The following is a 12,321-nucleotide window of genomic DNA, read 5'->3' as shown; positions in this document are numbered from 1 at the left end:
TTTATGCCGTCGCCATCGGAGTCCGCGTTGTAGGGATCTGTCCCCGCGGTGTCCTCATCGCCGTTGGTCTCGTTGTCCCCGTCGCAGTCCGCCGCCGCCCATGTGGCACTGGTGCTGTCGTATCCTGTATATCCCGCTGCCTGTGCCGGTAGGCAAGGGTCGGAAGGACTGGAATCGGTATCGTCGTTTATGCCGTCGCCATCGGAGTCCGCGTTGTAGGGATCTGTCCCCGCGGTATGCTCATCGCCGTTGGTCTCGTTGTCTCCATCGCAATCGGCAGCGGCCCATGTGGCACTGGTGCTGTCGTATCCTGTATATCCTGCTGCCTGTGCCGGTAGGCAAGGGTCGGAAGGACTTGTATCGGTATCGTCGTTTATGCCATCGCCATCGGAGTCGACTGGAGCGGTCACCGTAATTGTAAAGGGAACAGCATTGGAAATACAAGTGTTCGAGGAATTTATCACATTAAGAATTCCATTATAAGTACCAACTGTTGCACCAGAAGGAACGGTAAGTACTATTGGGGTAGCGGGTAATGTCGTAGGTGTGCTTATATCTATAAAACCTTCTGTATTGGCAGCAGTATCATAATCTAGGGTATATTGATTTGGACTTCCAGTAGTTGCTGAATACGATAAATCTGCAGTTGTTACCCCTTGGCTTATACTTGGAAACGTACCTAGCGTAATTGTAGGACGAAAACTATTTGAAATGGTTATCGGTCCGCCTATTGTATTTGATTTACAGGACCCAGCGTCGGTAATTGAGATAGCGGTATAATCTCCATCATTTAAACCTGTAATATTTATAGTATTTCCTACAGCGGTATGACTTTGCGTTGCTTGGGGCGCGCCGTTGTATGAGAAATTCACGTCATAGGTGGCATCAGGCATACCCGTTAATCCTATTTCACCGTTTGGAGAAACACAATCCGTGGAATTTGTTGAACCACTTACTGCAATGCTAGCTCCCCCAGGATCACTTAAAGTAATGGGGCCAGCGAAGGTAGCTGTACAACCATTTAGAGTTACTTCAAAATTTGTATATGTACCGGCATCTATTCCTGTTACTGTATAATTACCAGAACCATCAGTAGTAAATGTGCCGTGATTTACGAGTACACCATCATCTTCATAATCAAGTGTCTCGTATATGGCATTGTTTTCAAGTCCTTCTATAGTAAAACTACCATCGGATGCTGCGCAAATTGTAGGAGCGGTAGCGGAGACATTGGTAATATCGAAAAGAGTGACGGTAATCGTAAACGGAATAGGCTCACTTGTACAAATTAGAGAATTGGAGTTTCTTACCGTAAAAGAACCGTTATATACTCCATCTGTGATTGACCCCGGAATCGGAATCACAATAGGGGAAGTTACCGAGGTATTATCAGTAATATCTAAAAATCCAGCTGTATTAGCAGCCACATCAAAATCGATGCTGTAGTCTATTGCAGGGCCGTTGGTGTCAATTGAATAATTTAAGTCAACAGTAGTTTCACCAAAACATGCCGGTATATTAGTGGTTGTCAAAGACACCGTTGGCGTTGAGCTTACAGTGATACTTATGGCCGGGCCAAATACGGTTTCACAGGTCACACCAATTTTTTGTCCTTTGACCGCTATGCTTGTCACGGTCGATACAGTATTGGATAATGGAAAAGTGGTCAAGGTCAACGGACCACCATCACCCAAAAATGCGGGTCCTATCCCTACACCGTTCTGATCTATCAATTCATAGACTATTAAATCTTCCGTACCGTCTATTTCAATGGTGACGGTTTCTCCTTCGCATACCGTAGAAGGTGTCGTGGCCGAAAAAGTCTGATCAAGCGGGAGTTTACAATCAATAGTAGCGCCAGAAACAATACCACTTTCACACAGGGCACCGTTTCTTACAGTTACCCCAGTGACCGCATCTGCATAAAGGACATCAAATCCTGCGGAGGCCTGGTCCAAACCGGATATTGTCCAATCCCCGGCCCCATCAACAACGGCAAAAAAGCTTGTTTCATCGACAATAAAACCGTCAAGATATAGGAACACGGTGTTTCCGGGAGTTCCTCTTCCCGAAATACTTGCATCACCCTCCCTGATGGGTGTTGATGTTATGGATAGATCCGGGTCAGAGGTTTGATCAAAAACCTCTACTTCATTGGAAATCATACTTTCGGATTCGCCGGTATTGCTTGCGGTAACGACCATAAAGTCTCCAACAGCAACAGTTGCGCTGATAGTCCAGCTACCGTTTGAGTTCACTGTTGTAGAAGCTACACTGGAACCTATGGCTACAGGCGAGGTAGATGACGTATACAGATTGATAGTAGCACCGCTTTCGGAGGAAATACCGCTAATAGAGGAAATGGAACCTGTGGAGGAACAATATTCCCCTTGAATGATGGGTGTATCGGACTGTCCGCCTACCGTGGTCGTAGTGCTGGAGCTACAGTTTCCAGACTCAAGGGATTCTATAACTATGGTTTCACCTTCATTTAGTGTGCCATTGGGCAATGACGCCACGGTAAACGACCAATTTCCACCTGTGGCCGTTACGTTCGATTGTTCCACATCATCGATGAAGATGGTTATGGAGGCATCTGCTGTGGCTGTACCGCTAATGATGGTATTTGTATCGAGAATGGGCAAATTGGAAATGATAGGAACGGCGGAGATACTGGCAGTCCCGGCACAGTATTCCACAGGGTCTGATTCACAACTGCCACTTTCTATCTGGGTTATTTCATAAAACCCGTCTGTGGCAAAGCCACAATTGGGACCGCTTGTGCACCCACCTCCATTGGTGTTACATTTCCAAAACCAAGAGCCATCAGGGTTTGCAAAAACCTGACCTCCTGAAAAATTACTACTCCCAGAATTTGGGGTAAGCAGGTTTCCTTCAAAATAGACCTTGATTTCAGCACCTGCGATTGCACTTCCAATATCTCCGCATAATCCTTTATTACTTACTGTGAATGTAGTTGTAGGACTTATAGTTGAAGAACATGTGGCACCAACAGTAGTGGTATTACAATCTGTATACGAAGCTGATTTTTCCGATGTTCCGGTAGAGATTGCAACTGCTGCCGATACAGATGCTGAAGCAGTGAAGACCTCATTTGCGGCAGTGGCTGTTAATCCAGTAATGGACCAGTTTCCGGAAGTTACGGTAGTGGTGCCATTGGAAACACCATCCCGAAAAATTTCTATCGTTGCCCCATCTACTTCACTTGAGGTTCCTGATATTGAGGTTTCGCCAATTCCAATAGGGCCATTTATTGAAGGACATTCAGCCCTTGGCGGAAGTGTGGTTCCAGTTCCGATATCATCGGCACTGGTCGGGGGAAAGACATCGATCAGTTCTTCCCAAAGATTGTCGGTAATGCCAATGTTGTCATCGATTCCACCGATGTCAGAAACACCGCTGTTTCCAATGCTTTCCTTTGGGTTGATCACCGTACCACCGACCATTCGTAATGGGGTAGTCGTGGTCACACCTGGAAAAGCAGTGGTTATATCGGCAAATGGAATGAAGAAATCGTAGAAATAATCATTGTCTCCACATATTTCCGATAGCGCAATGGACTTTTGTGCGAAGTCTGCATAGGGTCTATCCAAAGTAGCATCGCCAATTTCTATAGCCGAAAGTGTCCCGTCTACATTATATAAACCTACTCCGAAATTCGTTCGGAGTACAACTTCAATTTCAAAACCAGGATTTCCGGGCAGATAGTTGGGATCGGCGTTTGGACCTGATTTTCCAAACTTGTTGTCCGTATCTATTAATATGGAATACCCTTTGGAATTATTAGCAGTACCTCCCAGTCTAAAACGGAACATAAGGTTGTCCGAAGCATCTAAGTAGGTATAAATTGTATTATTGTTATCTGATTTTACCAAATCGGTAAATCCGCAAGACGGACCTGGGCCAAGATCACTATCTGGTTCAGAGGCACCTACACTTGGTAATGGCGTATAGGGAATCTCGCTCTCGCTTTCATCGTTAGCAAAAAAACCTGATGCATTGGAAGATGTGTAGCCATCCAGATTAGGATCTAACACATTCTCATTTACTCCTGCTGTTTTATAGATTAGTCCTTTTGTTTGTGTATAAGCCTTTGTATTGTTCAATACTAAACACAGCACTAGTAGTCCTAGAAAAGAATAAAATTTATTTTTTCTTGTGTTCATTATAGATTCACTAATGTTATTTGCATATAAGATTGTCTAAAAAATAAGAGCAAAAAGCACCTCGTATTTACTTGTTTTATAGACTCTTAATATAAATCGCTGGAATGTAAGACAATATGTGTTAATTAAATCAAAAATGTTGTGAAGGGAGTTAAAACAGAAGTTTACATCACTATTGGTGTTTTTCGCATTCATGCGATAGCAGAATAATCTAGCGCACTTTTAAAAAAGTAAATAATATAGAATGATACCAGAAGCAAAGTCTGGGTTTATAAAAGGAACAGTTTATGGTCCTAATATGCCTTATATTTATTTGGAAGAAGCACAAAGCTCCAGTGGAAGAGCTAACCTCTATTTTAATGGTATTGTTGTATCGATGCTGAAATTAAATTTAGGGAAAAGGTTTAATCAAATCAAAAGGAGTTCAATTCTAACTGATAGGAATCAAGTATGTTGTTTGGTAAGGACTTAAGGTAAATTTGTGTAGTACTTAATTTATTGTGACCCATCATAGCGGAAATTGCCTCTAAAGGAACTTTTTTGAACATAGCATGTGTTGCAAAACTATGTCTGGATACGTAGGAGGTCAAACGTTCTTCAATACCACACTTTTTAGCTATTTCTTTTAGCCCAATATTATATCTTCTCAGTTCCCATTGAGCATCTTTGTACTGTAACTCTAGTGTGTCTCTATAGATTATGGGTAATAAAAAACCAGATGGATTGTGATAATCCATATAGTATTGAATTATGGGTTTAATCTGATTTGTAATAACTATATCATAGCGTTTTCCTGTTTTCCGTCTTTGAAATTTGATACGGCCATCGATAATATTTTCTCTTCTTAAAAAAGCCATGTCAATAAAGGACATGCCTAACATGAGGTAGGAGAGGACAAAGTAATTTCGATAGTGAAAATCCTTGGAACCTATCTCTGTTTTCATTTCGAGTATTTTCTTTATACTCTCAATTTTAATTGCTCTTTTTTCCGTTGGTTTTGTTCTAATGGTGTAGTATTTAAAAGGATATAAGGATTCATCAACCATACCCTCCTTGATGCCCTTGTTGTAAATTGCCTTTATTGTTCTCATGTAAGATGCTATTCCATTAATGGAATTACCCGGTTTTGATAAATGGTGTCTTTCAAAACGTTTTAAGAATTCAATGTTGAGTTCATTGAATTTTAAATCCCTGTTGTTTGTAAATACCTTTAGTCTACCAATTATTCCAGAGTAATTTCTGGATGTCCCAATTCGTTTTTCTTCTTTAAGCTCCTCAGCTTTCTTAAGACCATAATTATAGAAGGAATTGAATCGCTTTCGGTTAACAATTTTATCAGCAATGTCTTTGGCGGTAGGTCTATCCAATTGGTCATTATCGGCCAATTTGTTGATTACCTCTTGCGCTTTGATTTGCTTTTTCAATAAAAGGGTATTCATTAAGTGAACCGAGTCAACATCTGGAAAATTTCTTTTTACCTTACATCTGTGATGATCCCAGTATTCCTCTGGCACATAATGGCCTGTTTTTATTGAAGTGGTTTTTCTAAAATGGGTCAGCCTCAAAATGATTGGGAAACATCCATTTTAGGTCATTCTACGGGTGTCCAAACTTAGTTTTATACTCGTGTTCATGAACATAAGTTATAAAAAAATTTGCACGCAAAAAGTTGGTTTCAATTGATTTGGTTTGACAACAAAATTTATTAAAATACTGATATTCAATAAAATATATGATTTTTAAAAATTTGCTTGTACCCTATTCGGCGACGCTGTTAATCAGAGGGTCCTTGGTTCGAGCCCAAGAGGGGGAGCAGAGCGACTCCGAAGCCATCCATAAAAGTGGGTGGCTTTTTCATTTTTGAAAACTGGAGCGAGAAGTTTATGCCGAGCGTAGCCGAGGTAAGCCCAAGAGGGGAGCCCAGTAAACAAAAGGCTTCAGAGAATTTCAAACTCTGAAGCCTTCTACATATCGAACTTTCAAATAGTTTGACGCTCAAAATTTCTAGAAAGGGAGTAAAAATTTACTACAGACTATCAATGAAGGATTGCTCAGTTCGCCATTTCAACAACTGAGAGTTATTTTCGGTTTTCTGAAGTAACTCCATTACGCGATTTAACGCTTGCTGCATCCTTAGCTTTCTAGCTGAATTTGGAATAGATTGCACGTTTTCCTTCAACTGAATATAGGCAGTTGTAGTTGATGTATAGGCATTCTTATATTCTTTTAAGTGCATTTGAACTTCGCCAAGAAGGGATTTTGTGTTGAAGGTTGTCCAAGATTTTGGCGCCGTATTTTGTCGAATTGAAAGTGTCTCTTTTAACACATCTTCTGCTTTTTCATAAGCTTCAATGTCTTTTAATTGAATACCAATATAAATGAGTTCTCCCGCCCGCTCTTCTGAGGACAAATCATTTCTTTTGTTTAGTTGCGCTCGTTTTTGATCTGAAATTTCGATATAGCCTTGTATATCCTTAGCTTCAATCAAAGCTTCACCTAGGCTGTAGAAGGCATCAAAAGAATTTGGGTGCTCACCATAATTAAATTTGAAAACCTCAATTGCATCTAGTAACTGATTTTGTTCCTTTAAATTATTCCCAATTTGATTAAAGAAATTTTCAATTCCATATGTAAAATGATAATTCTTTTGGTTGTTTTCTTTTTGGAAAGTGTAGGCATTCAACATAGCTTTAACGCCATTGTCCTTATAAATCTCTCTTAATTTTTCCAGTAAAACACTTTCACAATTGTATGTATAGTTTTTAGATAGCTTCCAACCTAACCATTCGCATTCTAAATGTCGATAAACATTTCTATGACTTCCCCCATTGGTGAGCATTACAAAACCATCACCTGAAATTCGGTCAACTTTAAAGTAAGCGTTCCATCCATAGTTGTTGCCTTCGTGCCCAACTAACATCATTACGCCATCTTTGATGAGGTCGACTTGATAGCCAAGCCCTGTTTCATTTGAATTTGGGACTAGGCTTGTCATTAAATCAACGGTTTCAGGTTTAATTACAGATTGATATTTGTTACGGTTAAACGGTTTCCGTGCATGTTTGCCATCCAAACTGGCTAATGCAAAGCGACTTAAATCATTTAAATTGGAATGCGCTCCCGCCGCAGCCTTTGCTGTGAATAAAACCAGCGGTATAACTTCCCCAGATTCATTATGAGCCAGAGAGGAATTAGATAATATAGAATCGCTGATAGTGAATGAAGTGGAATTCATACCCAAAGGGTTAAAAATCTCTTTTTCCATATAGACTTCGAAGGGGAGATTGGTTACCTCCTCAATGATCAATTGTAGTGCTGTTATACCTCCTCCGGAATAGCGGAAACCCATCCCTGGTTGTTGAATAATACGAACACTCTGGTTGGTATTGGATTTTCCCAAAAGGACTTGCTCAATAGTGGGGAGGTGGTCTTTTTCGGTATAACCGGGAAAACCGTGCACCGATAACCCGGCGGTGTGGCCCAATACCCGTCTGATAGTAACACTGTCCTTGGAAAACTCTGATTCGGGCAAATGCCAACGGGTTAAATAGTTTTCAATGGGGTCATCCAGCCTAATTTTCCCCTGTTCCACTAATTTTAGTACTCCCCAAGCTGTTAGTGTTTTAGAAATGGAACCAATATTAAAGCCTGTCTCTGCGGTAATTGAAATTTGATTTTTCAAATCCGCATAGCCGTATCCCTTCTTGAAAACAATCGCCCCATTTTCAATAAGGGCAAAGGCCGCCCCTGGTACACCCATTAAATCCAACCATTGAGGTATTTGTGTGTCAATTTGATCTAAGAATTCACCATAAGGAGTATGCATATTTATACTCTCAGTGTTTGTTTTAACCTCTTCGGAAATATTTGATGTTTTTTTTTGATCGGCACAGCTTGCAATTAAAGTCAAGGAGACAGCAATGATAAATTGTTTGGTGTTGGTTTTCATTTTGGTTTGACCCTCTTAATTATGAACAATTGAAGTTAATAACACATGCTTCATTGTTCTTCGGTATGAGACATTGTGTTAACTTTTGCGCTTAGATAATCCGAAATTGCCCGATATGGATAACCTCCATATCCGCGATTTGCGAATTGAACAATTATTATGTTCTGGCTGGGATTTACATAGAGTCGTTGCCCTCTTAGGCCTTCAGCGGAAAAATCTCCCTCAAAATTTTCCTGTGGCAACCACCAATAGTATTGATGCCTGGCCTTTTGCCTGCCCTTGGAGGTATTTGTCCTATTTCCTGGAAAACAAATGGATTTGAGCTTTTTTCCATTCCCCTTACAGTAAAGTGTTCGTGGTTTTTTACTCCGGATTGTTGAAATCTGACAATTCTAAAAATATGCGGATTAACAATCCATAACAGAACCACCGCAATACAAAGGCAGAATACAACAGTTAAAATGATTTTCTTAACCTTTGAAAGGTTCCTACGATTTAATTTGGTGATTAAAACCTGTAACCAATACTAAGACCAAGCCTATACACACTATCGTGGTCCGTTTCTTTTGCATTGAACAAAAGGCGCCCCAACCCTATATTGCCTTCAAACACAAATGCGCTTTTGGTCACCCATTTGCTTCCAAAACCAATACCAGGCGCAAAATCAATACTGTCGGAACCTTCGTCTTGAATAAAGTCGCCATTTGTATTGGTCAATTGTTTTCCATCAATGGAGCTTAAAGTTCCAAATCCTTCAATGAAAAAACCTGAAGCATATTTTTTTCCGAAATACCATCGGTAATAGGAAGTAATAAAATAGTTTACATCGATATCTTTGGAGGGGTCTTGATTGAAGGGTACAAAAACAGAACCTCCAAGCGATGATTTTTTGTTGAGATTTCTATCATAACTTATCTCAAAGGCACCGGAAACCGCTCTAAGAACGTTTAGTTTTATATCATTCTGTTTTTCATATGGATTTGCAATGCTACTTCGGGTGTCTTGTGCTTGGATTGTAAAAAAGGACAATAGCATGAGGACAATTAGTAAACTATATTTCATTATAGATTTGACTTTTGTAGTTAAAACTCGCTCACTGCGAATGGTTCTGTTTGTTGATGAATCTTGCGAAGAGGGGAAAGTATTGTCTTTTTCTTTAATGGAATCGTCAAAAAATACTTTTTAAACCTCAATTAATTAGATTGTTTATTGAGCATTTGAGGTGAAAATGAGTTCTTGGAGTTTTGTGATGCCTTTGGCCTTGTTTTAATAGTATTCCTATTCTTAAACTGGTAAATTGAAGCTGAATATCTCTTGGTTTCCTTCTTAGGGGACGAATACATCCCTATTATTTCTAGCATAACCAGTTCGCCCGGATAGTTCCAAATCTTTAACCGCCCAATCCCAAAATTTAAAGAAGTTGATTTTACTTCTCTTTGAACCCTTTAACTAGGTAAGTGTTATTTAAGATACATCCTGTAAGCGGGTATTGCAAAATTCTATTGGAGCAGTTGGTTCTCTCTTCATTAGTATTTTTTTACCACATTTCCTATCTGTTTTTTTGGTAGCCTAAATATCTATTTCTGTGTATAGGATACCTTTTTTTAGTTGCTTCAACCTGAGTGTTTTGGAACAATGTTAAGGTTGCTGCAAAAAAAAACCTCAGGGAGGCACTCTGTCCTTTAATATGGTTGAAATTGTAAAAAAAGAGTTTTTGACGAATCAAAGTTTGAAAATTCCATTTTTTTTAAAAAAGTTGTAGCGGAAGAAAATAGATAGGAGGGGTTTACCCGTGGGAACCTTGCAAAAAGCATTCGGGTCTTAATCTTTTGAGATTATAAAACCTAAAAATTTTCTAGTGCTACTGTAACAAAACTGATAATAAGAATTCTTTAAAATCAAACTTCTAAATAACTAAAAATGATACAATCTATGACCCGAATTATGCTGGTATTTTCTTTATTGATATTGTTCGCAAGCTGTAAGAAGAAAGAGCTTACAGAGGTGGAAATACAAGAAGGGTTAGTCTATGCACTACCGATAGAGATGCCCAAAATTGATGGAAATCTGGACGATTGGCCCCAAACGATAAAGTGGAATACGATATCCAGGCCTTTAAAGCATCCTGAATCCAAAGATACCCTGCGAAATGGAATATTCAAGGTAGCGTACGATCCGGATAATAGCAAGCTGTTTGTGGCGGTACAGTATTTTGACAAGTACAGGCTAATCAGTGACTCCCTATCCAATGCGTCACAAGACGTGCATATACTTTATATAGATAACCATCGAGATCTTGGGGGGCCGGCCGTATTGTCTCACTATGCTAACGAAAGAATTGCGAAAACAGAAGGAACAAACAATTCTTGGGATAAGAGTATAGAGCAATTTACTTCCGAAAATATTACGTCCAAAACAAAGTATGAAAACGGAAAGGTCACAATTGAATATGAGGTGGAACTTGGAAAGCCCATAGAGGTCGGAAGCGCCATAGGTCTAGGTCACATGACTGTTGATTTTAACAAGGATAACACCAATGAGTTGATTGTATGGACAAAGGCAGGTGCCAAAAGTTATACTTCCCAGAGAATGGGTGTTGTAGTGTTTGCAGATACTGGATATTTGAAGAAAATGGGAAAATTACTGGGTAAGATTCAGCCGCCAAAAGGCACTGCTCTGGAAATGCCCAAATACCTTAGGGTCAAATCGATGGATAATGCTAATCTGTGGTTTGATTTAGCAGTGGACAGCATAGGCAATTATAGTGCACAACTACCTATGGGGAGGTATAGCATAACTCCATTTTCCACTTTTATAAGTAAGGGTGATCAAAAGACCGCTACTGATATAAGATGGGTAAAATGGGATAAGTCGCTTTCCCATTCCGAAGTAGTAGTAAAACAAAATGAAGAAACTGTGCTTGAAGGACCAGAATTGTATTTGGAACCTTTTGATTCACCAGAATATCCCTTATCGCTATTATTGGATGAAAAAGGGTATGACAAATCGATTATTAAAGCGGAACTAACAAAATATATGGAGTACTTTCAGGTACCGGGCATCAGCTTGGCGATTATCAAAAATGGTAAACTAAAAGACACCTTGACCTTAGGAAAGGCGAACGCTTATGCCGGTACCGCATTGGACAATAAGTCCCTCTTTGAGGCGGCTTCCATTTCCAAGCCTGTATTTGCTTTTGCCGTAATGCGCCTTGTTGAAAAGGGCATTATTGATCTTGATGAACCGTTGTACAAAACTTTGGTACATCCTGATGTGGCAGACGACCCTAAAATGAAATTGATTACAGCACGCTACGTTCTCAATCATAGCACAGGTTTTCCAAATTGGCCGGGAGACAACGTGAACAATAGGTTATCCATCAATTTTACTCCAGGTACAAGTTACGGTTACAGCGGAGCCGGATTTGAGTACCTCAAAGATGTAATTGTCATTAAGACGGGCAAAGACATTTCTACGGTATTAAGAGAGGAAGTCTTGGATGTTTTCAACATGAAAAATGCGTACTTCGAAGAAAACGACTACCTTAAAGAACATAAAGTCAATGGCCATCTGGATGGTCACCCAACTCGACGAGATTTTCTCGAAACCGCTGAAGTGTCCTCTAGTTTGCACATCAATGCTGCCGAGTTGGCCAAGTATTTTATTGGAATAAGAAACAGAGAAGGGTTACAATCGAAAACGTACGACGCTTTTCTGGAATTTGATACTCGAACCCATAGTGAATGGGAAGATAAAATTGGTTGGAAAAGCTGGTTTGGCCTTGGAATGGGAATTCAAGAAACACCATTGGGCAAAATCTTTGGACATAGTGGCAATAATGGGGATTTTACATGCATTGCCACTTATTTTGAAAAACAAGATGTTGGTTTTGTATTGATGACCAACAGTAATAAGGGCGGCATATTATTTGAGCCCGTTCAACGTATGCTCGTATCGGGCAAAACTGTAGGTCGTTAGTCTTTATAATACTTTTAAAACCTTAGTGATATTGCTCTTTACTTTTTGTAAATGATATCCAACGACACTGTCAATTAAAGTAATTCAAGGAAACTCTTGATAAAAGGGCTTTGAAGACTAAATGGCACAAGAACCCTAACATACTATGGTTTTTTATCTACTGTTTTTGAAAAAAATAACTTTTTGACAAATACATAAGTGGGGGAA

Annotated in this window: 5 protein-coding genes and 1 pseudogene; 1 reads left to right on the top strand and 5 read right to left on the bottom strand. The window is 39.7% G+C overall.

Translation table 11 applies throughout. The annotated features are described in order from the left end of the window. The 5 genes and pseudogenes from KIM67_RS10640 to KIM67_RS10625 form a co-directional block, all read right to left on the bottom strand. The coding region (locus KIM67_RS10640; RefSeq protein WP_213831310.1) for an MSCRAMM family adhesin SdrC at positions 1-4,187 on the bottom strand (4,187 nt) is incomplete at its 3' end. A gap of 413 nt (positions 4,188-4,600) precedes the next feature. Further along, positions 4,601-5,554 (bottom strand): site-specific integrase, encoded by a 954-nt coding sequence (locus KIM67_RS18780; protein ID WP_371815727.1) that lies wholly within the window; start codon positions 5,552-5,554, stop codon positions 4,601-4,603. Next, positions 5,540-5,761: pseudogene (locus KIM67_RS18775) on the bottom strand (Arm DNA-binding domain-containing protein); the annotation flags it as partial. The gene KIM67_RS18780 and the pseudogene KIM67_RS18775, both read right to left, overlap by 15 nt. Positions 5,762-6,213: 452 nt before the next feature. Further along, the gene (locus tag KIM67_RS10630) at positions 6,214-8,136 is read right to left on the bottom strand and encodes a serine hydrolase domain-containing protein (RefSeq protein ID WP_213831308.1); all 1,923 of its coding nucleotides are present in this window, start codon (positions 8,134-8,136) and stop codon (positions 6,214-6,216) included. A 507-nt stretch (positions 8,137-8,643) separates the two neighbouring features. Next, positions 8,644-9,198 carry a DUF3575 domain-containing protein gene (locus KIM67_RS10625; RefSeq protein WP_213831307.1) on the bottom strand — a complete coding sequence of 185 codons (555 nt, stop codon included), beginning with the start codon at positions 9,196-9,198 and terminating at the stop codon, positions 8,644-8,646. An 858-nt stretch (positions 9,199-10,056) separates the two neighbouring features. Between KIM67_RS10625 and KIM67_RS10620 the strand changes: the two genes are divergently transcribed. Continuing rightward, entirely contained in the window at positions 10,057-12,114 is a 2,058-nt protein-coding gene (locus tag KIM67_RS10620; protein ID WP_213831306.1) for a serine hydrolase, read from the top strand. Positions 12,115-12,321 lie beyond the last annotated feature (207 nt).

This window comes from Flagellimonas sp. 389 (assembly GCF_018449435.1).
Lineage (GTDB): Bacteria > Bacteroidota > Bacteroidia > Flavobacteriales > Flavobacteriaceae > Flagellimonas.
The sequence above is the reverse complement of the archived record's forward strand: the minus strand, read 5'-3'. Positions and strand labels throughout refer to the sequence as shown.